The organism is Luteibacter anthropi (assembly GCF_023699965.1).
Taxonomy (GTDB): Bacteria; Pseudomonadota; Gammaproteobacteria; order Xanthomonadales; family Rhodanobacteraceae; genus Luteibacter; species Luteibacter anthropi.
The window spans coordinates 4,466,272-4,491,643 of record NZ_CP077072.1; the positions used below are offsets into that span (position 1 = coordinate 4,466,272).

Consider the following 25,372-nt stretch of genomic DNA (forward strand, 5'->3'; position numbering starts at 1 on the left):
CAAAGCCGACCCAGAGCAGCCTTTACTGCAACAGTTGATGTTTCCCGCTCATGCGCCCTCATTCAAACCCGGTTCCAAGCAACGCATATCGGCACCGTTGGTGAGATCGGAAGGACAACATGTGTTGACGGCAGAGGGCGTCTGGGGTTCCATGGCGACCCTCAGGGAGGGTCCATCCAATGCTTACCCCCATCGACCAGAACGACGGTGTCACACCCCGGGAGCGGCATCTCGCCGCCCTTGCAAGACACCATCTGCTGCGGCTGTGGTCCTACCCGGGCTTGTCGCGACGGGAGAAAAACGGGGTTGCCCAGGAGCTCGCGGATCTCACGGTTGTCTTCGGTGACGACATCCTGCTTTTTTCCGACAAGGACGAAACATGGTCGCCGCATCCTGACGTCATGGTCGCCTGGTCGCGCTGGTACCGACGTGCCATCGAAAAATCCGCCAAACAGCTGTGGGGTGCCGAACAATACCTGCGACGCTCACCGAACGAGGTGTACCTCGACCCCGGGTTGAACAAGCCCTTCCCGTTTCCACTGGTCAATGAAAAGACCCGCATCCACCTCATTGCGGTGACGGCAAACAGCGAAGACGCCGCGCAGGCACACTTTGACTCCCTGGCTCCCGGCAGCTCATCGACCCTGATGTTCCAGTTCCCGGAGCATCCGGAGGAGATGACGCCGCACCCCTTTGTCGTCGGCGACCTCGACCCGAAGCGCACGTTCGTCCACGTCTTCGACCGCGCAAGCCTCGACCGTGTCCTCGGTGAACTCGGTACCATCGCGGACCTCATCGACTACCTGACGAAAAAGGCTGCAGCCATCCGGGGCGGGCATCTGATGCTGTACGCCGGCGAGGAGGACCTGCTGGCGTTCTACCTCTATGAACGCGGCGCCGACGGCTATGGCGCGCTGCCTTTCGACAGCAAGGTCATGCGAGCGAGGCTTGCCATCCCCGAGGGGGAATGGGTTGGGTTCCGCACATCGGACCGGTACAGGTTGCACGCTGCCCAGCGGGAATCGGCACGCCCCTGGGGCAGGATGCTGGATCATTTCGATGCGTCCATCGTGGAGGCGAATACCGGTGAGGCCAACGACACCCCGCTGTGGATGCATGAGCGGGCCTTGCGGGTCGCCGCCTCCGAGAACATGGCCTCTCGGGCACGGCTGGCCGCCGAGTTCGGCCGCAAGTACAACTCGGTCCCAACCGATGCGAGAAGCGCGAGCCTTGTGCGATCGCTCTGCGTTCCTGACCGGATCTATGCATTTGTCTTCGTGCCGGTTCCACCGGATACCGACTACGTGGACTACCGGGCGTTCCGCCGGGCATTGCTGGAGATGTACGCATTAGTCATCCCGTTCAAGATACGCGGGGTACGCGAGGTTCTCGTCATCGGGGCGCAGACGCGCGGCAGTGGCGGTGCGTCGGAGACGATGATTTATTCCGAGATCGACGGACCGCTCGATGAGGAGACCCTCCGCGAGGCCGAGCGGGTGATGCGCGAGTACAATATCCTCGATACCGTCGAGGATATGACCCTGGGTCGATTGCCTGCGTTTGACGACTTGCCCCGCCGCTTCGGCCGGAACGAGCCGTGCCCGTGCGGGTCGGGCCGCAAGAACAAGAAATGCTGCAACCTCTCCGGTCCGCGCCATGCGCCAAGCTACGGCCTGGTCACTGGTGGGGAGGGTTGACCGGACGCCTGCCGTGCGTACCCTTGCGCAGCCCCCTTGGGATTGAACATGGACCGTCAGAAACCGCAGCAGTCCCCTGCCCTCCAGTTCCTGCACGATGAGGCGTCGGCGGTCGACTCATTCGGCCCGCACAAGCGCATTGCCGAACTCATCAGTGAGGCCATCTGCACCGACCCAGGCATCCGTATTGTCGGCCTGCTTGGCCCCTGGGGCAGCGGAAAATCAACCGTCGTGGGCTTCGTGGAGACGGCGCTTGCCGGCCGGTCTGACGTTGAGTACCTGACCTTTACCTTTGACGCCTGGCTCAACCAGGGCGACTCGCCCCGTCGCGCGTTCCTCGAGGCCCTCGTCCGCTTTGTCGCCGACAATGCCCTAACCCCAGGTAAGGACTGGACGGAGCAGCTCCACCGCATCACGGGCCGGCTCGATGTGACCCGGACGGTGGAGACGCCGCTCAACTCGGCGCTCGCGTCCATGGTGCGCCTTGCGGTCCCGGTCACCGCGCTTGGCGTCGGCCTTCTGGCGAAGGCCAGCGACCTTGCGGACCTTCTCGCGGGGGGCGCATCGGCCGGGACCTGGTTTGGCGTTATCACCAGCCTCGTCCTTCCCGCCGCAGGCCTTGTCTACTACGTCGCCTCACGCCCGACCTGGCGGTTTTGGACGGGCGACTTTTACCATTGGGGCAACTGGTGGCGCCGCGCGACCGTCTATCGCGATGAGCCGCTCGCATCGTTGCTCCTTTTGAAGACGGGTGGCACACGGCAGAACAAGGTCTACCGGGATCCGACGCCGTCGAGCATCGAATTCCAGACCGTTGTCCATTCCGTCCTTGGTGAGCTTGCCAAGGGAAGGAAACGCCTTCTTGTCGTCATCGACAACCTCGACCGCTTGCCTGAAGAAGAAGCACTCGGCCTGTGGGCCGTCATCCGGACATTCTTCCTCGGCGACCGGCGGTCTACGGGGGCGAACGGCGCAACGACCGACGCCCATGCGACCATTCTCCTGCCCATTGACGAGAAGGCGGTCGAGCGACTGTATTCGAGAAACGGCAAGGGGGACGACTCGCGGGCCCGCGCCGAGTCGTTCATGGACAAGACCTTTGACCTGACCCTCCGCCTGCCCCGTCCGGCGTTTCTCGACTGGCAGGATTACGTGGGGTCCCAGCTCGGAGTCATGTTCCCGACGCTCCCCAATCTGGACGCGGTGCGCATCGTCACCCGACTGCTTGACGCGCACTTCCTGAAAGACGACGCCCCCATCACTCCGCGCCGTATCAAGTCCATCCTCAACCGCATCGGTGTTGCCTGGCTGCAGTGGCACCGAGAGGATCTGACGTTTGCGTCGATTGCCTGGTACGCCATCGACCAGCAGGCAATCGACACGGACATCATGGCAGCGGTCGCCTCCCGGGCGCCGGTGGCCGCGTTCGACGACGACTGGCGGCGGGCCCTGGCTGCCATGCACTTTGGTGTCTCGGCGGCCAAGGCCATGTCCGTCCTGCTTGAGGGACCGCTCCGGCGGGCCATAGACGAGCGGAGCTTGCTGGAGTTCCGCGCCGCGCAGCAACTGCCCGGCTTCGACGCCGTCCTCGCCCGCGTCCTGGAGGCCATGGTCCAGCAACAAAACGCCCCGCAGGGTCCACTCACGAACGCCGCGTTCCTCGTTGCAGAATGCATCAGCGACACGGACGCCGGCAGCGCGCATCTGTGGACACAGCTTGCCAAGGCTGCGATCGACTCGACCCAATGGCTACCGTTTTCCGAGGAAGAGAGCGAAGGGCTCATCAATATCGCCCAGCGTGTCGACCCTGGCCGTCGGCGCACGTGGCTGCAGCAGCTCGTGCTGCAATTCAATGGGGTATTCAGTGTCAAGGCGTCGAATGTGTTTGCCGCAACACTGGCCGACCTACTCAGGCAGCTCCCCGACCGCCAGCCCCGTGAGCACACCGGAACACAGCCCTTCAACGTTCCCGGCAATGCCGACTTCTTTGTCGCCCTCCTTGCCGAGTTCGCCGGGCATCCTCTGCCCGTTGATTTCCGCACGACGGTCACGGCGGCTGACCTTGGGTCTGTCATCACGGGCGACTTTGCCAATCTCGCCTTTTCCGGTGAGCCCGCCGACGAGCGTATCCGCGCACTCTTCAAGTGGGGTGGTAAGGTCGACTGGGAAGGGCCGCTCGGGCAGGCGGAAAATGCCGTCATGCGGGGGTCTCCCAGCAAGGCCGGAAACGCCCTACTCCTCCTCGGCCTCCTGCAGGCGACCCACGAGCAGGCACATGATGCGGTGGCACGGTTCGCCGAACAAAACACCCTGGCTGGCCGGATCTCGGAGGCGAGCCAGATGCTCGATGCGGAAACTGTGTCACGCGGGATTGCACTGAGCCTTGCCCACTCGCCCGGAAGCGTTCCCCATCTCTTCAACCAAGGTTCGCCGGAGAGCGACTGGCCTGAGCTTTGGAATGCGCTGCCGCGTGCGCTTGATGAGTTTTCGCTCTCGGCGACGCTCACGACGAGCATCCTTGCACATATGGCCGCCGAGCACCGTGCGCTCGCCTACCCGCTTGAGCCGCTCATCGAGGACCGTGTGCGCACCTGGCACATTCTCACCGAGCCGGTCGACGGGCTGATGCTGGCTGCAAGCGCGTTACGCAGCTTGCTTGAACCGACGCTGTTTGAGACCGCCATCGTCCGCCTCGCGGGGACGGAGGACTTCTGGGCGGCCCTCGGCCGGATGAGCGTTGACGAGAACACGAAGGGGCTCTTTGAGCTCCTTATCCGGCACGAGTCACTGCGCGAGCGGGCGCTCGAAACACTGACGCAGACGGTATCGAACTTCTCCGAAAGCCAGTGGGAGACCGTGCTCTGGCGGGACGAACGGGTTATCCCGCTCTTGTCGTTCGCCGCCGTGGCCCCTGCCGATACGAGCACCCTGCAGTTAGCCCTCACCCGGGCCCTCGACTCGCCCCATCTGGCGGCCTCCGAGGGCGCGTCCAACCGGTGGCTCGTCCTTGCCGGATACCTTGCTGAGCCTGGGTCGGGAGTGATGTACGCTGAGCTGTGCCACCGGCTGGTCAACCGCAGTCCGTTCGTCCCACTCGACGACTTCCTGCTCGGGCCAGCTGCGGCGCGTATCCTCCTGCGTCCGGCGTTTGCCGAAACCCCAGATCTCGTACTGCTGCTTCTCGCCGACGAGCTCGTGGTCCGGGTCGACAACGAACACGTCCTCCGACATGTCGTTGCCGACATGGGTATCCTCATCCGGCGGGCGAGCCATGAGACACGCAGATGCCTCGATCTGGCCATCTCGTCGCTTGATGAGTCCATCGACCCCGTACGAAAAATACTCGGACGCGAACTCCGGCTGACGTGGGCCTTGCCCCCGCCTGAAAACGGAAGATAGCCCAGGCGGGCTTCACGCACCGTGTCATGATGTCAGCGTCGAGCACGCGTTAATGGCTCGACATGTTGCGCGGTCAAAAGCCTGACTGAAGTACAGGCCAAACCTTCTGTACGGGCACGCGCCCGGCAAAGCGACGTCCCCCCAGATTTGAGTAGTGCCCCGGTTTCGAGTCCAATTCCCCACGAGAAGGAGATTGGACGTGAAGAAGCGCTTTTCCGAAGAACAGATCATCGGCTTCCTGCGTGAGGTCGAAGCCGGCATGCCGGTCAAAGACTTATGCCGCAAACACGGCTTCAGCGAGGCCTCGTATTACCTGTGGCGGAGCAAGTTCGGCGGCATGAGCGTGCCCGAGGCCAAACGGTTGAAGGACCTGGAGGCGGAGAACAGCCGCCTGAAGAAGTTGCTCGCCGAGCAGCTTCTGGAAAACGAGGTCATCAAGGACGCTCTGCGAAAAAAATGGTGAGCGCACCGGATCGGCGTGAGCTGGTGCGCTACTTGGTCGGCCGGGAACTAAGCGAGCGCCGTTCGCTGGCGATTGCCGACATGAGCGCAAGCGCCTATCGCTACGAGCCGCGCCCCGACCGCAACGTCGAACTGCGCGAGATGATCTGCGCGCTGGCGAATCGCCATAAACGCTATGGCGTAGGCATGATCTATCTGAAGCTTCGCCAAGCCGGACACACGGTCAATTACAAGCGGGTCGAGCGCCTGTATCAGGAAGCTAACCTCCAGGTGCGGAAGCGCAGGCGAAAGAAAATCCCGCCGACCCAAAGGCAGCCGCTGCTGCGCCCGGCGGCTGCGAACGAGGTCTGGTCGATGGATTTCGTGTTCGATCGTACTGCCGAGGGCCGCGTCATCAAATGCCTGACGATCGTCGATGATGCGACGCATGAGGCCGTCGCCATCGAAATCGAGCGGGCCATCTCGGGCATCGGCGTGACGCGTGTCATGGATCGCCTGGCGATCACGCGCGGCCTACCGAAGGTGATTCGCAGCGATAACGGAAAGGAGTTCTGCGGCAAGGCCATGGTCAGCTGGGCTCATGACCGTGGCGTGCAGCTGAGGCTTATCGAGCCCGGCAAGCCGAACCAGAACGCTTACATCGAATCATTCAATGGACGACTGCGCGATGAATGCCTCAACGAGCACTGGTTTCCCAGTCTTCTACACGCCCGCACAGAAATCGAAAACTGGCGCCGTGAATACAACGAGGAGCGACCGAAGATAGCACTGGGCGGACTGACGCCCGCTGCCTACGCAAAACAGTTACAGTAACTCGGGACTCAAACCGGACCGCTACTGAAGGCGGGGGGACGTCGCAGAAATCGATTCCTCCAAGCCTCGTCTGGCCGAAAAATTCAACTCTTTCTATATCGCCGAAATCTCCGTTTAAAAACGAAGAATAAGTGAATACATAATTAGACAAGCTTGGCTTTACATGCAGGTCAAAATAATCTCTCGTCATAGGGATTTACGTAGCAGCACCTAAGAAGAACAGTAACCATGCCGCGCTACCTGGCAGAAACACGGATGCCCCTAAATCCATACGCGGCTGAATTTCTGCGCAGATCACTGACCTTATCACTGCGTCCGTAATTAAAAACTTCTAGTTTATAGAACCCTAATGACTTGCCTTTGAAATAAACACTGGTGCGCCCGATGCGAAAGTTGATCACTTCGTGGGAACACGTTAACCAGGAAACCATACTCTCTTGACATTCGCAATTCTTTGTCGATCATTCAATATATTGAATATCAGAAATCCCATGTCAAAATCTTCAGCATCAACCGCATGCAGGTATTGATTTAGAAAAAACGTATCTCCACCCACGGAATAATCCAATCCTATCGCTTCACCGACTCCTGGCAATATCTCTATGCGCCGACTCAGCTCAGTGCTGTATATACGCGCCGCAACCCCTTCGACTACCGGAATCACTTGATTGCCGATCCTTATAAACAACTCAGAACCAGAAACATAGATGGCAACCAGCACATCATCAAACACATCGTATATTCCGCCAAGTGCCGCATCGCAAACGCCGCGAGGACATGAGCTAAGCGAATACTCCCATGTACCGGGCTTTAGCTCGATGTACGTAGACGCATTTTTTATCCATCGAAGAAATATCGTCATGTAAATGCAGGTATCCAGGGTCTTCACTTTCAAGCATCAAAGCAACATCCGTTACTTGCCGGTACGCCTTATCTGGCATCAACTGATGATCGTCCATTCATCGAAATATTGAGGTCTACTAAGAAAAATAGTCAAACTATGCCCGGCGTTTTCGCCTTCGCCCCGAGTTACTCTATGACCACACAAGCTTTGAACTTATTACTATCTTTAACGGCAACTCGCCCCGCATCAACATCAACGATAACATTCCTGCACTTGCAGGCGACCGAGTGTACGGGCATCGAGGCAAGCGTATCGCCGCACACGCCACACTCGTACTCGATATCCGCCCCGACAGGATAGCCCTTAGAAAGATCAACATTCAGACAATTCCTATCCATATCCTCTCCTCCATCGCGGCGCCACTTAATTCGCCTAGGCACGTTACACTAACTTATTTTACATATCCGCACTCCGAGTGTCCTTGGAATTTTATTGGAAGCGGATGTTGTTTCTTGGGATCTAATTCTCAATGTCGCCATTCGATGATGCTCACTCATCGACGGTCATGATCGGTAGAAATGCCCGTACAAGGCGGCTGTCTCTAGTATTGCTCGAGATAGCCTGCCTTTACAAACAGCTCCTGAAGCGCTGCATCTAAATTTTCATCACTCATTCCTTGGCTCTTTCCCGGCCCCTTCCAGTGCCAAATCAGCTGCTGCGCCTGACCGGTTAGCGCACCAAACTCCTCCCTGACAATTTCAGCCAGTCGAATATTTGTAACTGAAGGATCTACCTCAACGAGACGCCGAAAGACTGCACTGGGGGATTCACCTTTAAGGATGCTTTCAAGCATTTCTTCACCGCTCAAAGAGCACTGTGGTTATGGTGTGAACGGTCTTAGGACCTATCAATGCTACGACTTGAGCCCGTCGACGATGAGGGCTAGGTGGATGAAGGCTAGCGACACGGATGCTGTATTTGCTTTTCCACTGGTAGTACGTGGCGACGCTGATGCGCGCTTGCCGGCAAAGGTCTTTCATAGGCACCCCGGCATCAGCCTGCTTGAAAATTGAGACCACCCGTATCGCGGTAAGCGTCGATGTGCGCATGAATCCTCCTGACGGGGAAACAATGCCAGAAAATACAAGGTATGAGGTGCCTGTCAGATGGGGAAGCTTATGTCATAAGGACCTCCCACTACCACTATTCTTGATATGCCAATCCGATCAATTTCATTCTGAGAGATCATTCTGTCGCACTCCTGACACATCGAATCGAAACGATGATCCCATACACCGGATACTACGCAATTCAGAACACTTTTAAGCACGGCGGCCATAATTTTCGATCAGACTAGCGACCCACGAAGGGACAAGCTCATTGAACGGAAATGTCGCAGTAGAAGGATTGGACAGCAGGTCGTCAATTGCCTCGGCGTGCAGGAGCTGGAGCAAATCACCGAATTTCGCTTTACCCGACGACTCACGAAAGGCGATCACTGCCACGTCATTCCCTTTCTCACAATAGATACACCACTCGCCTATATCGGAGGTACAGATGTAGCTATTTACATCGAAAATCAGGGAAGGCCTCTCGTGTCATTTCGGAGCGCTGCGTCATACTCAGAAACAAGCGTTTCTCCATCGATGAAGAATGTCGTCTCGAGGACATCCGTCAACGATGACACCTTGTCAAGATTCAGCAGGCACGCCACAGACCCTGCTTCTCCTTCAAGAAAACGCTGAATAACAAGAACAAAATCTGATGAAAACATATAATCCGACTGAAAGAATAGAAAGCATTTCCATTGATCAGAAAAAACCTGATCCGGAAATGTTTTCTCATCCTTCTTCATCACGATGGCCCTTCTCGCTACTGAGTGACGAAAATTCAAGTCGGCTTCATCGTCGATCATGACACCTTCCTTCCGGCCACATGCCCCAAGACACGGGGATACCATGACCCACCCCACCAATCAAGCAACGGATCAACGGTCACTCGTTGGTCCGTTTTGCTTTTCGGACGCCACTTACGAGACCTTCAAGCCTTTTGACATCTTTGTGGCGATCAACTGAGCATCTTTCAGTGCTGAAGCAAATTCAGGGTCGCTCTCTTCAAATTCCCTTGCACCGTAGTGACCAATCATTACGTCCCTCAGTCGACCACGATCCATTTCAACTCCACGCAGTACGTCAGCCACATACTCCAACTGCGCCACTATCGACTGGTAGATTGAGAACGACGGAACCTCTGTCATTCTGGCTTTCGCAAGGTTGAGCGCGTTCATCACGGTTTCTAGCGAATTCATTTTCCGCACCTAATTAACGTGGCCACAGGTAAAAGGCCCCTTTCTGGGGGGTAAAGATCTGCCGCTCTCCACCAACCGCAGGGTAGCTCTTCCCTGGGACAGACCAGGTATCCTCAACCGCAGCCGCTGTACTACGTAGCACACTTACAGGCTGCCCTGTCATATACTGATTCAGAATCTTTGGCTGAACGATTCCAGCGGCACGATTCATTCCATCTGGATTGATACCAAGCTCACTTGGCGTCACGTTAGGGTCGAATGAATACCAGTTACCCTGCGGCGCGCCGGGCGCCTGATATTGCCAAAGCGGCTTGTTTACATTTAACGTCTGAACGTCTACTTGCCTACTAAAATCAATACCTTTCATATATGCGTTCGCATCGGCTTCAGAGATCCCTTGCGAACGAAAGTAATTGGAAGCCACCTCCTGATTCCCCCGAATGTTTATGTCGAGATTCAGGTCACCTGCTCGGTCGAATTTTAGATTGAGATAGTCTCGCCGCGCAGCAAGAGCATCAACATCTGCTGTGTTTGAAACTCGTCCAGAAGTTACTGCCTGCTCTGCGAATGACCCACGTGAAGCCCCTCCTTCTGTGAAGACTAGCCATGCGAGGCTTCCGGCAACTTCACCACCATACGCCCCTTGGGCCATACCCAAAGGCATACTAGTCGTGTAATCGACTGACGCACTACCAGCTTGCTTCGGAAAGAACGGATTGTTTGGATTGGATTGTTCGTCGTTTCCAATGAAAGGTATTGCGCCATGTACGGCGCCAACGATGGCGCCAGCCACGAAGAGCCCACGTTCATCATCCTGAGGCAGATAAGCATAGGCCGATGAACGCAGTCCTCCCCACAGTCCTATGTCGCCAAAGTAACCCGATTGCTCCAGTCCGGCGTCCAGCCTCTGATCCTTCTTGAGCGAACTCGGCACAGATGCGTTGCCGTAGTACGACTCGAGCGCGCCCAACCCCTTGTAGCAAGCAGCCGCTTCGCCACTCTGGCAGGTCATCGCAAGTGCGAGATCGTTCGATGCTGAGACTTTCTTCGCCTCGGCCGTTACCGAATCCCTACACGCCTGATCCGCGCAGTTCGCCAGCGCATCCTTCAACTCATCGATCTGGCGATGAGTAAGGTAGTTGTACTTCGTCCCATCCAGCGCGGCAGCTGCTCCACTCCCCCCGCCTGCCACAGCTCCAATTGAGGCGCTGGCTACCTGCATCATCGTCGCGAACTCGGGCGAGTCCGCTTTATAGCCATGATCGACCAAATAGCTTGCTATTGCGGGTATAGCCGCTTGATTTGCGGCGGCACCTAGGCCGCCGGCCAAAGCATCACCACCGCCCAGCGACGCAATGGCCGCACCTACAGCACCATGCAGAATCGTTCGTTCCTTGCTTCCTTCAGCCCAGCCCATTTGGCCGGCCAGGTCACCGGCGCCCCGCATGCCGACATAACCGGCCACCTGCCCCATCGCTTCCCGCTCAGCCACCTTCTTCTGATCGAAGATCGCCTTAAGACCACCCGCATCGATATCAGGCGTCCGGTCCAGCCCACTTAGATCCATACTCGGCTGGTTACGAACATCGATCGTCCCTTCGGCGATACCCGCCTGGGTCGTGCTGCTCGAGCTCTTGGACTGCGGCACGCTCATGCCGCCGTTAAAGCCGCCGCTGCCCCCGGATACGCTTGCGCTGAATGACTTGTACTCAGCCTTGTTCTGCAGGTCGCTGAAGCTCAGCGAGCCCGTGCTGAGTGCATTCTTCGATGCATCAGCGGAACTGGCGATTACCGCGCCCTTCAGGTCAGTGTTGCCGCCGACGTAGATGTCGTAGCCACCGTTGCCCGCGCCTATGCCGCTGATCTGGTCGACGCTGGTGTAGTTGCTGGTGGTCTTGCCCACGGCGATGCTGACCTGGCTGCCGTAGCCGTACACGTAGGTGCCACCGACCTGCCAATACTTGCTGGCATAGTCGTTGGTGGCCTGCTGACTGGCGATATTCAGGTCGCCACCGATGGCCGCGACGACCGTCTCGCCCTTGGCCTGTGCGCCCAGGATGTTGGCATCGTTGCCCGCGATGATGCTCAGCTTGTCGGTCGCATTGACAGACGTGTTGGCGTTCGTCGTGCCGTTGCCGTGGGCGATTCCCTTGCCGACGGATGCCGTTACGTAGATGCCCGTCTGGCTGCCGATGCTGAAACCGACCTCGCCACTCGCATTCGTGCTGCTGCTCTTCTGCGTATGAGCTTCGAGCTGGCTCAGCAGATTGAGGTCGTTCGTCGCTGCCAGGCTGACGTTCTTGCCGTCGACCTGGCTGCCGATGACGTTGAGGTCACCGTGGGTCGCGGCGATGGTGATGTCGCCGCCGCTACGCAACGTGCTTCCCGCCGTGGTGTCGTCATGCGTTGTCGCGCGGCTGTTCGCCGTGCTGGCTCCCAGTCCGACACGCAAGCTGACACCGCTGGCCTTGGCCGCTCCCTCTGCACCGCTCGCCGTGTTGCCATCGGCGTCCGGAACGTTGCCGCCGGCCGCCTGTCCTTGCGCCCCCGCTACGGCGGCGCGGCCGCCCATCGCCGCATCGAAGATGCCATATCCCGCCTGCATGGCGTACAAGGCCTTGAGCCGATCATCGTCGACCTGGCCGGCGCGATGGGCAGAGTCATATGCACTCTGCGCCGCACTGGCCATGCCGCCGGTCAGGCCGACATTGATACCACCGGAGTGCACCGACTGGGTCTGCTTGGTGTCGACCGTACCGAGGCCCGCGTCGATGGTGACGTTCTGGCCCACGATGGTCGTGCCGGTCTGACTCAGGATGTCCGACCCGGTGATGTGCACGTCCTTGCCGGACGCGATGGTCACCTTGCCATCGGTGCTGCCCACCATGCTTCCGGTGGCGTCGACCTGGGTGACCTCCAGCGTGTTCTTCGTTTTCTGATTGCCGATGGTGACGCTGAGGCCGCTCTGGATGAAGCCCGACGTGGAGACGCTTTGCTTGTGGCCCTCGGCGTGGGTACTGACAGCCGTTCCGATATTCAGGTCGTTGCCTGCCGCAAGGGTCACGTCATGCGTACCGGCAACTTGCGCCGCTTGCGTGGTCAGATCATGCCCCGCGCTGACCGTCACCGTATCGCCACTCAGGACCGTGCCGACCGCGACATGATCCTCGCTGACGTCGGCGTTCGCCCGGGTCTGGGTCTGGTAGTTGTAGTCAGTGGGCAACAAGCCACGGGTCAGGCCCGAGCGCTTGGTCGTCTTGCTGTGGCTTTCGTCGTAGACGTCCTCTGCGGCCAGCAGGTTCACATCGTGACCGGCGGACAGGCCGATGGCGCCCTTCGCTGTGACCGATGCGGCCGTGGCATTGAGATCATTGCCGGCCACCAACTTGACGTTGTTGCCATCGAGAGCCGTACCAACCTCCAGCGTCTTCGAGGTTTCATCGTGCGTGGTGGTCGTCTTGCTGCTGAACAAACCACTCTTCTTTTTCTTCGTATCCGTAACAACCGTATGCGTCTCATCGGCTGTCGTCAGCGACAGATCGTGCCCAGCCCCCAGGGCGATGTCGCCCGCCGTCTTCACGCCCGCCGCCTGTAGCGTGAGATCGTGCCCGGCCACCATCTGCACGCCGGTGCCCGCGTTCACGTCCACGCCGCGCACGGTTTCATCCGTGGTGGACTGGGTGATGTGCTTCTTGCCTTCCTTCCAGCTCGACGTCTGCGAGGTGCTGTCCGTGACGGCGGACAGGGCCAGGTCGTTGCCGGCCTGAAGGCCGACCGTCTTGCCCGCGGTCAGCTGCGTTCCTTGCAGAAGCGCATCGTTACCGGCCGCGATGCTCAGGTTGCCGCCGGCATCGAGGGTGCTCACCTGGTGGGTGACGTGGTTGGCGCTACCGTCGGTGGTAGCGGTCAGCGACAGGTCGTGACCGGCGAGCAGCGCCATGTCCGCACCGCTTTTCAGGGTGGCGGCCTGGACAGTGAGGTCGTGACCGGCGGAGAGGCCGAGCGAGCCACCCGCGTCGATCTGTGTACCAAGCGTCTGGGTGTTCCAGCGATTGCCGGTCTGCACGGCGCCAAGGGTCAGGTCGTGACCTGCCTGGAGCATGGCGTCACCACCGGCGGTGAGCTTCGAGCCGGACAGGCTCAGGTCGTTGCCCGCCACCAACGACAGGTTGTTGCCTGCACTCAGGCCGATGCCGTCGGCATGCGTCGTCGTCACGCTGCTCCAGCGATACGGCGTGTCGGTAGTGAGCGTGGAGGCAAGCGAAAGGTTGTTACCTGCCATCAGCGTAAGGTTGCCGCCCGCCGATACACCGTTGCCGCTCAACGACAGGTCGTGGCCAGCGGTCAGCAACGCGTTGCCACCTGACGAAACGGCCGTGCTGTTCAATGACAGATCGTGCCCGGCGCTGACCTGCAAGCCCTGCGTCGCGACGATGCTCGAACCTTCCATGCCACGCGCGCCGATCCCGGTCAGGTTCCCTGAGCGGATGTCGCCACCCGCCACGAGCGCCACACCCGCACCATCGATACGGCCGTTGGTGTTGACGATGTCCTTCGTCGCCGAAAGCGCGGTCAGCCCGTCACTGGAAATCCGTCCGCTGTTGAGCAGGTTCTGCGCGGAAAGTACCGCGCTGTTCTGGCCGCGGATCAGGCCGTCGTTCGCCAGCGTGCCGCTCGCGTCGATGGTGACGTCCTTGCCGGCGATCACCGCACCCTGCGCGGTCAGGCCCAGGCTGCCGCCGGCCAGGTAGACGACGGGAACGAGCACGTCGTGGCCCTGCACGTTCTGCTGCACGAGCCACACGATGTCCTGGGTGAGCGAGCTCACCTGATCGGCCGTAAGCGCCACGCCGACGCTGAGGTTCATCGCCTTGGACACGTTCGAGGCGTTGTTCATCAGCGCCTGGTATTCGGCCAGGCCACTGGAGTAATCCGACAGGTACGCACGGCCGGTGAGCTGGGTCACCTGCTGGGTGACCAGCTGCTGTTCGTAGAAGCCGTCGCCCAGCCGCATCATGGTGCGCGAGGGATCGACGCCGAGGTGGTCGAGCAGATAGTCGCTGCTGATGAACTGGCTGTAGTCGGCGAAGCGTGCGTTCGTCTCGATCAGGTAGTTGCTGCTCGGCGCATGACCGAGCAAGGCGGTGAGATAGGCATTGCCCATCGACCCCACCGCGCGCGCCGACGCACCGCCGGCCGTGGCCGAGAGTACGCCGGCATCGACGCCATCTACGCCCACGCGCTGACCGCCGCCCGTGCTGCGCACGAGGTTGTCACCGGTCGGACCATCGACAGTGACCGTGCTTCCACCACCGCTGGCGCCAGCCAATGGCGCGGACGCACTGCCGCCATCCACGGCCACGCTCTGGCCGGCACCGGCCGCGCGTACCGAGTAGATACCGCCCGTCGGCAGGGTCACCCCCGCCAGTGGCTGTCCCGCACCTCCGAGCACCTGCGGCGCGTGACCGGTTGCAGGGTCCACCTGCGCGCCGATGGCGATACCGCCACCGGCCTGCGCACCGCCCTTGTTCGCCGTCGACAGGCCGATCACCTGCGCGTTGGGATCCAGACGCGCGTTGGATACGGAACGACCATCGCCCGTGACACTCCCGTTGCTGACATTCACACCCCCGATCGACACGCCCTGGCTGCCCGACATCACGGTGGGCAAGGCGTTGTAGTTGTCGTGGATGTAATGCGACGGATCGGTATCAGGGCGGCGCGTGTAGGACTCCTGTTCCTGGGTCGGCTGGCACAGGTCCGGCTCCCAGCCGCACCCGATGTGATGGGTCACGGCCACGGACTGGATCGTGCGGCCCAGCGCCAGCGACTGGTTGGCGACGTTCTCGTTGCCGGCGATCATGCCGGTGCCGCCGCCCGCGCCCGCCTGGTTGACCGCCAGGAAACCGGCCGCGGCGATCGTCGAGGTGTTGTTGGTCACCGACCCGTACAACGAGATGTTGCCGCCGGCCACGATCTGCGACTGTGCGCTCGCCGCCACCACCGTGGTCTGCGAGATGGTGTGGTATTCGGTCCAGGTCTCGTATTCCTGCACCTTGTTGATGTTGTGCTTGTAGTCGGCAATCGGCAGCGGTTCGGAGGCGTCGTACTCCGCCTGCGTCAACGTATGGCTGTCGGTCTGCAACACCCGTCGAACGTTGTTGATCTGGTTCGCGGCAAGCAGGATGCTGCCCTGCGCCTGGATCGAGCCGGAGTAGTTATCCACCTGCCCGGCACGCGTGTCGAACAGGCCCTGGCCGTTGCGGCCCGCGCCAGCGATGTTGATGTTGCCGAGGCTGAACACCTGCGCATCGCGGTTGAGCAGGTAGTTCGTATAGATATCGACATTGCGCGTCGCCGCAATGGTGCCGCTCTGGTAGGCGGCATTCCCGGTCTGCGCGCCCATGTCGGCACCGTTGATCACGGTTCCCGCCTGCACCGTGACGTCGCCCCCCATGATGGTACCGGTATTGTTCACCGTGCCAGCATGCAGCCCCACCGTGTCGCCCTGGATGCTTCCCGCGTTGGTGATCGTGCCACCCGTAGTGAGCTGGGTGTTCGCGGAGTTCAGCAGCGCGCCGGCGCTGTTGGTGATGTTCGCCGCACTGATCGAAAGGCCCTGTACCGCCTGGATGCTGCCGTTGTTGACGAACTGGCCGTCCACCGCGAGGTTGAAACCACCGTTCGCCTTGATGCTGGAGCCTGCGGCCTGGATGTAGTCGCCGACCAGGTGCATGCCCAGCGTGTTATTGGCAACGATCGTGCCCTGCCCGACGAGGTTGCGGATGTCGAGGGCGACATTGCCCACGCCACCCACGCCGTCGATGCCGGCTTGTACGGTGCCGCCGCTGTTCTCCAGCGTAAGCAGGCTGAGATTGAGCTGGCGCCCGGCGGTGATCTTGCCGCCCGCGTTGTAGACGGTCGCACCGCCGTTGTTGAAGGTGAACGTATTGCCGGCATACGTCGTGCCGTTGCTGTTGTCGAGCTGGCCGGTCGACAGCGTCATGTTGCCGGCGGCCACCAGCGTGCCAGCCTGACTGTTGCCGATCGACGACGCCGTGAGGTTCACGTCGCCCTGCCCACCCAGCGTGCCGCCACGGTTGTCGATCGCGCCACCGGTGGCTACCTGCGTGACCTGTGCACTCGCATTGGCGATACGGCCGCCGATATTGGCCAGTGAACCGGCATTGAGCGTGGTGGCGCCGTTGCTTTCGATTCGGCCCGCGTTGTTGGTGAGGCCGTTTACCGTGCGCAGGTCGAGGTTGCCGCGGCTCTGCAACAGGCCGCTGCTGTTGTTGACCGCGTCACCAACCTGCAGCCCGAGCGTACCGCCCGAGATCACGCCACTGACGTTGCTCAGGCTTGCCGCATTGAGCTGCGCGGCGGCACCGGCCGCGATCGTACCGCCGCCGTTGTCGAGCGTGCTGGTGATACCGAGGTTCACGGCACCGTTGGCGGCCTGCACCGTACCGCCCGCGTTGGTCAGGCTTCCCGCGTCGACATGCGTCGCGCCCGACGTCGCCTGGAGCAGGCCGCCGCCGTTGTTCACCGCGCCCGTGACAGTCACGTCCAGCGTGCTGCCAGATATCGCACCGTTCGCCGTATTACTCAGCGACGCACCCGACAGCGACGTATCGCCGTGCGCATTGATAAGGCCGCCGTCGTTGGCGATGCCACCGCCAGCCACGACCTGGGTCGTGCCATTGGCCGTAAGCGTGCCCTGCCGGTTATCGACGTCCTGGCTCACGTTGATATCGAGCAGGCCCGTTCCCGCCACCTGTACGTTGCCGTCGGTGTTGACCAGCCGGGTGCCGCGCAGGGCGAGGCCGGCGGCGTTGGTCGCGATCGTGCCGCCGGTGTTGTCGAGCACGCCGGTGGTCTTGATCGAGGTTGTCGCCGTACCGGTCTGCAGGAGCTGGCCGGCACCGTTGTCGAGGCTGCCGGTGGTCAGCGAGAGCTGTCCCGCCTGCATGCGTGCCGTGTGGCCATTGGCGCCGCGGTTGATCAGCTTGCCGCTGGTCTGCGCCGTCAGCACGCCGCCGATGGCGAGATCGCCACCCGTATGGTCGATGTCGCCCACGCGGGCCAGCAGCGTGGCATCGCTACCCGCGCGCTGCGTGCCGTTGGAAAGATCGAGCGCATCGGCCTGCACGTCCAGCACACCGCCAGCCAGCAGGCTGCCGTGCGCGGTGAGGGTCTTGCCGGCAAGCGTATGCAGCGTGCCACTCGTACCCAGTGAGCCATCCTGCTTCACACCCGCGCCGAGTATGCCGTCGACACCGATGGTCTGGGCGCGCACGGTCAGGTCGCCCGATGAGAGCGTGCGGCCGCTGTTGTTCACGGTCGTAGCGTCGAGGGTGATGCCGTTCGCGCCGAGGGTACCGTTCTGGCTCAGGATACCGCCGCTCTTCAGCGCAGCATCCTGCACCACGATATCGCCGGAGGTGGTCAGGTCGCCCGTGGCCGTCAACGAAAGGCTCGTGGCAGCCAGCTGACCGCTCTGGTGTAGCGCGGCGCTGGTCGAGGCATCGAGGCGCCCCGCAGACGACACCGTACCACCGAGGGCGAGATCGCCCTGCCGCGAGAGGATGGCGATGTCACCCTGCTGCGTACCAAGCATGCCGGTCGTCGCGACACTGCCTGCGCGAACGTCCATGCCCTTCGCAGCGACAAGGTTACCCGCGTTCTGCAAGGCACCTGCCACGTCGATAGCGAGGGTATCCGCTCCATAGGTCTGCGCCGCAGCGCCCTGATTGAACGTGGACGCACCGAGAGTCAGCGCCTTGCCGGCGTAGATCGTGCCCTGGTTGTCCAGGGTGCCGCGCGCGGCGAGCGCCAGTGTATCGCCCGTGGAAAGACTGCCCGTCGCTGCATTGGCGATGTTCGTGCCGGTCAGCGTCATCGCCGAGCCGGACGCCAGCTTGCCGGCATTGGTCATATCCCCGTCGGCATCGACGCGAAGCATGCCGCCCGCCTGCGTGACTCCTGCCAGGGCCACGTTGCCATGCCCGGTCAGCTGCAGATCCTGGGCACTGGCCAGCACACCCTTGCTGTCGATACTTCCGGCCACGACGCTCACCGGGCCGTTGCCCTGCAACGTAGCGGATGCCGTCTGCGTGAACACGCCACCGATGTCGAGGGTCACAGCCTCCTGCGCGCCAACCGCACCGCTGTTGTCGAAGCCGCCGCCGGCATGAACGCCGAGGCTCTTTCCTGCGTAGACGGTGCCGTTGTTGTGCAGCGCCGTTGCGGTGCCGAGGGTCATGCCTGCATGACTGGACGTGTCGCCGGCCAGGGTCAGATCCGCCGCCGATGAAAGATCCACCGCCGTTGCGCTCAGCGAGCCGGTCTGAGCCAGTGCGCCGGCCGAGGTCGCATGCAGGTTGCCCGCTGCGACGGTCGTACCGGCGAGCGCGAGGTCGCCCTGCGTCGTCGTCAGGTTTACATCGCCCTGGGTGGTTCCCAGCTGGCCGGTGCTGCGCAGGCTGCCGGCACCGATCGTCACCCCATTGCCACCGACGATACTGCCTGCGCTGTCGAGTGCGCCGTTCAGGGTGATGGTGAGCCCGGTGTTGCCGGTGGCCTGTGCCTGTGTACCCTGGGCGAAGCTCGACGCGTCGAGCGTGAAGAGCTGGCCGGCGTAAAGGATGCCATCGTTGACGACATCCTGCGCCACGGTCACGGCGAGATTACGCTGCGCGCTGATCGCGCCATTGGCGAGGTTGGCCGCATGCGTGCTGCCGAGCATGACGTCTCGCGCGGCAACCAGGGTCGATGCGTTGCGCATTGTGTCGCCGGAGAGGCGCGCGTCACGCGCGGCCTGTACGCGCCCGGACAGATCGATCGACCCCGCGTTCAATATCGCATCGTTGCCCGCATCGAGCGTCCCCTGCGAGGCAATCGACGCCGCATGAATCTGCAGGTCACCGCCGGCATGCATCACGCCAGCGGCACCGACGGCGAGTCCCTGTGTCGCCGACAACGTTGCCTGGGTAGCGGACGACAGCGTCCCGTCCACGGTGAGGTTCGTGCCCGCCTTCAGCGTCGCGTCGGCGTCGCTGTACGTACTGCCCGACAATTGCACCGCACCCGAGGCATCGAGCGTCAGCGTCTTCGCGCTCAACGAACCGGTCTGCGCCACGTCGCCGGCCGAGGTAACCTTGAGACCACCGGCCGATACGGTCGTACCGCCAAGCGTGAGGTTGCCTTGCGTCGTCGTCAGCGCGACATCGCCTGCGAGCGTGCCGAGTTGTCCGGTGCTGGCGAGGCTGGCCGCCGTAACGGTGAGGCCCTGTCCGGCGACGAGGCGTCCGGCACTGGAGAAGGCTCCGGCCAGTACGAGGTCGATGGCCTGCGCGGCACTGATCTGTCCGTTCGCGCCCTGACCCAGGCCATTCGTGCGCAACGAGAGGTTTGCGCCCGCATACAGGCTGCCGTCGTTCGTGAGATCGCCGCTGCCGGTCACGGCAAGCGCACGGGTGGCGGACACCGCACCGGTGTTTACGATCGTCGCCGCGCCCAGGGCCACATCGCGCCCCGCGATGGCTTGCGCGCCGTTCGTCAGTGTCGTCGTAGCGTTCAACGCCAGGTCGCGTCCTGCCTGCAGCGTGCCGCCGAGCGTCGTCGTGCCAGCCTGAAGGCTGAGATCCTGGCCCGCATCGAGCACGCCGTGACTTGTCAGCGTGCCGGCCGACGCGCTCAGGTTCGTACCGCTGTGGATCGTGCCCGACGCGTCCAGCGTGGTGCCCGCATGAAACGAGAGGTCACCATCCGTATAGACGGTACCCGTGGACGTGAGCGACTGCATGGCATTGAACGCTGACGTACCGGCGGCGTAGATCGAGCCCGCCAGGGCCATCGATCCGGCCGCGCCCATGTCTAGCGAAGCCCCACTGAGGGTGCCGTCGACGACGAGGTTCTGCGCCGACCGGGCAATCAGCGCACCCGCGCCGGACGTAGTGCCGGTCAGGCGAACATCGCCCTGCGTGGAGGTGACGCCTACGGTGCCCAGCGTCGATCCCAGCGAGCCGCTGGAGTCGAGGCCCGCGGCGGTGACGTTCAGCGCCGTACCCGCAACGAGGCTACCGGCGTTGTGGAGATCCCCACGCAGGGTCAGTGTCGCGGTATCCGCGCCGGTCGCCGCGGCGGATGCGCCGAGCGAGACCGTGTTCGCATCCACGGTCAGGGCATGACCCGCATACAGCCTGCCGTTGTTCGCCACGTCACCCGTGATGCTCAGCGCGAGGTCGTGCGTGGCGGACAAGGCGCCCGTGTTCGTCAGGGTGGCCGCGTTGACACCGATGTCCCGGCCGGCGACGACCTGCCCATCGTTGTCCAGCGTACCGCCGGTGGTCAGCGACAGATCACGGCCAGCCTGCACGGCACCCGCCGTGTGGATCGCATCCGCCGAAAGGCGCATGTCCCTGCCCGCGTCGATCTGCTTGCCGCTATCGATCGTGCGCGCCTGCACGCCCACGTCGTTACCCGCGTGCAGCGTACCGGTGTTGACCACGCTGCCGTCGGCGTTGAGCATCAGCGAACCATCGCCATACAGCGAGCCGCTGTTGGCCAGGGTGTTCGATGTATGCACGGACGCGTCGCCACGACCGTAGATCGAACCAGTATTGGACAGCGCGACCGCATCCACATCGAGCGAGCCGGCGGTAAGTTGCCCCGTTTGCTGGAGGTTACCGCCGCTGCGTGCGCGCAGTGCGCCGGCGATCACGGTGTTGCCCCCGAGGGTCATGTCGCCGGCGCTGGTCAACGCCGCATCGCCCTGCCGCGTACCCAGCTCCCCCGTACTGACGAGACCTTGCGTCGTCAGACTCAAACCGTTGCCACCGACCAGGCTGCCGCCATTGATCGTATCCCCGGATATCAGTGCCTGGACGTTGCCGCCGCCGTAGATCCGTGCCGTCGCAGCCTGGGTGAGCGCCGCCGCCGTCAGCGAGATGTCGCCGCCGGCATACAAGCTGCCCTGGTTGGCGAGCGCCCTCGCCGTGGTGACGGCAAGGGCGCCGGTGGCGGAGAGCACGCCCGTGCTTTCATTGCCGATGGAGGCTGCCTGCGCATCCAGACGACCGCCTGAGACGACGCTGGCCCGGTTGGCGAGAACGCCCGCACCTTGCAGGGAAAGATCACCACCAGCCTGCACGGCGCCGTCGAGCGTGGTGTCGCCACGGCTCGCCAGCGCCAGCGCACCACCGGCATCGATGACTCCGAGGCTACTCACGGAACCTGCATCCACCGACAACGCATTACCGGCGTGCAGCGTGCTCGTGGCCGTCGTTTCCAGCGCGCCACCTGCCGAGGCGCGGCCGCCGCCGGCCGCATAGATGATGCCGTCGTTGCGCAGACCCGTGCCTGTCGAGATATCGAAGGCCTGCCCTGTGTAGACCACGCCACTGTTACGCAGCGCACCGGACGTCGCGAGTGTCAGACCACTGCCGGCATTGAGCCGGCCGGATTGGTCGATGTCACCGTAGGCGCGCATGCTCAAGGCGTTGGCGGCGATGACGCTGCCGTGCAGGGCCAGCGCGCCCTGCGTGGTCAGGAGCACGTCGCCCGTCTGTGTGCCGAGGGTACCGTCGAGCGTGACCGGGCCGGCCGCGTCGAGGCCGAGCCGGTTCATCGCAACCGTCTTGCCCGTCAGGCGCACTTCGCCCGCGCTGCTCAGCGTGAGGTCGCCGGCTTGCGCGGCGATGACGCCACTGCTGACCACGCCGACGCCGGCCTCGGTACCCACCAGGCGGATCTTCTCCGCATACATGCCACCCAGCGCCGCGACGTCGATCGCCACGCCCGTGCGCGCCCCGGTCGCCTGACCCGCGCGGACGCTCGCATCGGTATAGCCTGCGTCGTTGCTGCCGGCGATGACGCTGAGGTCCTTCGCCCAGATCTGTCCGTTGACCTGGACCGCGCGGGCGATGAGGTCGGTGCGGTCGACGGCCGCGGTATCCAGGCCACCACTGCCGATGGCGATGCTGCCACCGGTGACGTGGAAGGCATCGAGGCTGCCGCTGCCGCCGAACACGGGCGTGCCGGTGGTCAGGGTGAAGCGCTGGCTGTTGATGATGCCGCAGCCGTCGCAGGTGATGCCGTAAGGGTTGGCGATGACCACCGGAGCGGCCTTGCCACCCACCTCGACGTAACCGCGCAGGCTGCTCGGCAGGCCCGAGGTGACCTCGTTGAGGATCAGCGAGGCTTCGCCGTTCTTCAGATTGTCGTTGCCGGCAATATAGCCGCCGAGCTGGGTTCGCGAGATGGACCCGCTGTTGTTGAGGATCAGACCGCGCTGATCGACGTCGAAGCGGCGGTACTTGTTATGCGAGACACCCGCCGCGTTGGGCGCGACGATATCGACGACGGGAACGCCGTTGGCGGCCGAATCCATCTTCGGCTGATGCGTGCCGGCGGCGGCATCGGGAACCACCTGCGCCCAGGAAACCACCGGGATACCCACCGCGGCCAGCGCCACGGCCAGCGGCACCGCGCGCAGCAGCACCTGTCCAGTGATTCGTGCGCCCTGCGGGCGGCCATTCGTATCCGTGTTCGTCTTCATGACATGTTCCCTGGATCGCCGTTCGACGGCGTCGTCCTGCGAATATTCAGAACTGGTAGATCAGCTGGAAGCCGGTCGCTGGCTGCTCGGTATCGAAACCATGTGGCGCGTGGAGCCGCCGTCCCGCGAAGAGATCCCAGCTCAGGCCCCGATAACTGCCGCGCACACCGACCACGGCGCCCGCCAGCTGCTTGTTACTGGCCTGCGATCCTGGGCCGGAGATCCGGCCGATGTCCGCGCCGATGTACGGCGCAAGGATCCCGATGGGAAACGTCAGCGTATTGCGCAGGTAGCCGCCCCGCTCTCCGGCGAGGGTCTGCTCGCCATCGAAACCGCGTACCGAGTAGCGGCCGCCGATGGTCAGCAGTTCCGCGGCCGGCAGGTGGTCCGTCGAATGCTGCAGGCGAAGGCTGCTGTCCCAGATCACTGGCTGCCTGCCGAACTGCAAGGGCTGGCTGAGCGAGATGTCCAGCGTGGTCAGGCCGTAACGGTTGGTCGGGAAACCGATCTCGGGGTCGTACGCGTTCCACTGGCTGCCGAACCACGGCGTGCCGCGCTGGTAGCCCAGGCGCGCGTCCAGCTGTGCCTGGCCCAGGTAATGACGATGCACCAGGGCCAGTTCGGCACTTGCCACGCGCTGCCGCTGGATACCCACTTCCACGCCCTGGATGTAGCTGTGTGCGCTGCGCGTCGCCACGCGCGCCTCGATCGAGGTCTTGCTCGATGTGCCGCGCGTGAGCAGGCGCTGGATGGTCACGTCGCTTGACGTGGACGTGCCGGTGGAGCGAAACCGGGTCTGGAAGCCTTCGATCCACTGCCGGTAACGGTACGTGGACACCGAGCCACTGAACGTCCACCAGCCCCACGGCACGCTATAGGTGGCGTTTTCGCTGAAGGTGCTGCCGCCATCCGCGTGCGTGGCCAGCGCGTGGCCAGCGCCGATCGAGAAGAGATCGTTCCAGCCCAGCGGATTGTCCAGCGACATGTTGAGGTTGCCCTGGTAGCGCCCGGTACCCTTCAGCCCGGCGTCGCCGGCATCGAGCACGACATGCCAGCGCCGCGTGGTGTGCACGGTGAGCACCACGTCGGATTCCCCGACTTCCCCACCCGGCGCGATATCCATGCTGACGTCCTGCGAGGGCACGCGCTTGAGTTGCTCAAGCCCCTGCTCGATGGCATGCAGGTTCAGCAGATCACCCTCACGCAGCGGAAACGCCGTGCGCCAGTTCAGGACGGGCGAGCCCTCCGCAAAGCGGATGCGCCGGACCGTGCCCGGTACCAGCAGCATACGCAGCGTGCCCTGGGCGATGTCCTGCGCCGGCACGCCGACGCGCGTGGTAACGAAACCACGGGCGATCAGCTCATTGGAAAGGCGTCGCTGCAGGGCCTCGAGCCCTGCACGCCCCACGCACTGGCCAACGAAGCGATCGAGGTAGCGCTGCGCCCAGCCGAACTCGTCGGCCCGTTCACCCTCCAGACGGAGCGCGTGCAGGTCGAAGCACGGTGTTTCCTTCGGCAACGGCGCATCGAGCCGCTCGACGGCCGTCGGCGGCAAGGGTTGGAACGGCGTCTCCTGGCGCTCCGCCTCTTTCTGGTCCAACCGCTGCGCACGGCGCAGTTGTTCCTGCTTGTCGAGGGTGGTCTGCCCCAGCGCCACCCCTGCTACGAGTACGGCGCCACCGACCAGCAGCGTCCGCCCCATGGCACGCCAACGGCGCGCCCCCTGAAAACCCATGCTGCCCACTCCACACTTCCGAATGTGCGGGAAGCCGACGCGAACGCGGCTCCTCCATGACTGGAACGCCCCCCTGTACAGGCGATCAGGGACGACATCGGCTGCCCTGCCGAAAACTTTAGGGCTGGAACGAAAAAAAGATTCATGGACCGCCCGGTCGAAAATCGACCGTGAAACGGAGTATCGCCGGCCATGACACGGAGAGTGCTCTACGGGTACCCGATGTGCCCACCCCGGTATGACGCCCGTGCCACTCCCCGAATCCGAAGAACGGAATCAATGAAGCATAACGATTTCGAACTTTGGTACAACAGCGATCCCTTACGTGGTGTCGCTTAAACCTCACGAAGCGGAGACTGCTCGCTTGCATGACACCAAAGACGCTTTGACGCAGGACGCTTTGACGCACGGCGCATTGACGCAGGATTGTGCCGTTCGCTGATCGGTGAGAGCACCATAGTGCGGACGACGATGGACAGGCAGTCACTTCGCCCCCCACGAAGTGACGCTCACCTCTCCACCGCTTCCATGTGCTCAGTCCCCATAGGTGCGC

10 protein-coding genes and 1 pseudogene are annotated in these 25,372 nt (G+C 62.6%); 3 read left to right on the plus strand and 8 right to left on the minus strand.

Annotation, left to right across the window (positions count from 1 at the left end; genetic code table 11):
- Positions 1-179: 179 nt before the first annotated feature.
- The 3 genes from KR767_RS18905 to KR767_RS18915 all read left to right on the plus strand — a co-directional run bounded on the left by KR767_RS18905 (position 180) and on the right by KR767_RS18915 (position 6,371).
- On the plus strand, positions 180-1,697 hold the full coding sequence (locus KR767_RS18905) for an SEC-C metal-binding domain-containing protein (protein ID WP_250877424.1): 1,518 nt from the start codon (positions 180-182) through the stop codon (positions 1,695-1,697).
- Between the two features lie 48 nt (positions 1,698-1,745).
- On the plus strand, positions 1,746-5,096 hold the full coding sequence (locus KR767_RS18910; protein ID WP_250877425.1) for a P-loop NTPase fold protein: 3,351 nt from the start codon (positions 1,746-1,748) through the stop codon (positions 5,094-5,096).
- Between the two features lie 199 nt (positions 5,097-5,295).
- A protein-coding gene (locus KR767_RS18915; RefSeq protein ID WP_425602707.1) for an IS3 family transposase occupies positions 5,296-6,371 on the plus strand; the annotation gives its coding sequence in 2 pieces (ribosomal slippage) (positions 5,296-5,554 and positions 5,554-6,371; 1,077 coding nt in all).
- A 415-nt stretch (positions 6,372-6,786) separates the two neighbouring features.
- On the opposite strand, the gene KR767_RS18920 is transcribed toward KR767_RS18915, so the two are convergent.
- The 8 genes and pseudogenes from KR767_RS18920 to KR767_RS18955 form a co-directional block, all read right to left on the minus strand.
- Positions 6,787-7,266 carry a hypothetical protein gene (locus tag KR767_RS18920; protein WP_250877426.1) on the minus strand — a complete coding sequence of 160 codons (480 nt, stop codon included), beginning with the start codon at positions 7,264-7,266 and terminating at the stop codon, positions 6,787-6,789.
- A gap of 550 nt (positions 7,267-7,816) precedes the next feature.
- Positions 7,817-8,068: a hypothetical protein gene (locus KR767_RS18925; protein ID WP_250877427.1), complete on the minus strand. Its 252-nt coding sequence runs from the start codon at positions 8,066-8,068 to the stop codon at positions 7,817-7,819.
- Positions 8,069-8,189: 121 nt separating this feature from the next.
- Positions 8,190-8,324: pseudogene (locus KR767_RS18930) on the minus strand (transposase); the annotation flags it as partial.
- 213 nt (positions 8,325-8,537) lie between these two features.
- The gene (locus KR767_RS18935) at positions 8,538-8,720 is read right to left on the minus strand and encodes a hypothetical protein (protein WP_250877428.1); all 183 of its coding nucleotides are present in this window, start codon (positions 8,718-8,720) and stop codon (positions 8,538-8,540) included.
- A gap of 74 nt (positions 8,721-8,794) precedes the next feature.
- On the minus strand, positions 8,795-9,130 hold the full coding sequence (locus KR767_RS18940) for a hypothetical protein (protein WP_250877429.1): 336 nt from the start codon (positions 9,128-9,130) through the stop codon (positions 8,795-8,797).
- A gap of 114 nt (positions 9,131-9,244) precedes the next feature.
- Positions 9,245-9,523: an immunity protein Tsi6 family protein gene (locus tag KR767_RS18945; RefSeq protein ID WP_250877430.1), complete on the minus strand. Its 279-nt coding sequence runs from the start codon at positions 9,521-9,523 to the stop codon at positions 9,245-9,247.
- A gap of 13 nt (positions 9,524-9,536) precedes the next feature.
- Entirely contained in the window at positions 9,537-23,084 is a 13,548-nt protein-coding gene (locus KR767_RS18950; protein ID WP_250877431.1) for a polymorphic toxin type 46 domain-containing protein, read from the minus strand.
- Positions 23,085-23,130: 46 nt separating this feature from the next.
- Positions 23,131-24,819 (minus strand): ShlB/FhaC/HecB family hemolysin secretion/activation protein, encoded by a 1,689-nt coding sequence (locus KR767_RS18955; RefSeq protein ID WP_250877432.1) that lies wholly within the window; start codon positions 24,817-24,819, stop codon positions 23,131-23,133.
- Positions 24,820-25,372: the final 553 nt, after the last annotated feature.